The organism is Lactobacillus helveticus DSM 20075 = CGMCC 1.1877 (assembly GCF_000160855.1).
Classification (GTDB): domain Bacteria; phylum Bacillota; class Bacilli; order Lactobacillales; family Lactobacillaceae; genus Lactobacillus; species Lactobacillus helveticus.
Map to the genome: position 1 here is coordinate 1 of NZ_GG700789.1, position 624 is coordinate 624.

The window sequence follows — 624 nt, forward strand, 5'->3', positions numbered from 1 at the left end:
GCAATATCTTTTGACCACTAAAAAGGATTGATTTGCCCTTTTCATCATAACAAGCGGCTAAGAACCGCAAGCCGCGATCAATCCCCACGACATGCACTGCCTGTTCAGCTTCAAACTCCGGTATAGCCGTGGTAGCGCTAAGGTGAATATACCATTTGCCTCTTAATTGAAGCATTTTAAGTGAACCAAACTTCCATTTAGTCTGATCAAGATACTGGTCAAAGCCTTTGCACACAAAATCTACTTTCCTTCTGCCATTCAAGGTATTTAATGATAGCTGGTTAGTAGCAGATAGGTAAGACCAATCTCGACCACGCTGTAAATCAAGCTGAGGGCGTTTGAAATTAATCGGTTGCCAAAGCCAAGTTAAATCACGATAGATCTGTGCCCAAATACCACGACCTTTGCCATCTTTCTTGCCAGTATCGTAACGAAAAGGATGTTGAAAGAGCTGTGTCTTAACTGTCTTATAGCGAGCTATAACAGTTTTAATGGCTGACTGTGCCATTTGACTCTTAAGTTCAAACTTATCACGCAAATCATGATACAGAGCTTTGTTTAACTTGGACTGTTTTAATTCAAAAGCATGTTCAAAAATATACTGCGAGATAAAGTTGCAGGCAT

Annotated in this window: 1 protein-coding gene; it reads right to left on the reverse strand. The window is 40.4% G+C overall.

What is annotated here, in order from left to right:
* Positions 1-624: hypothetical protein (locus HMPREF0518_RS09350; RefSeq protein ID WP_003627990.1), on the reverse strand; the 624-nt coding region annotated here is incomplete at both ends.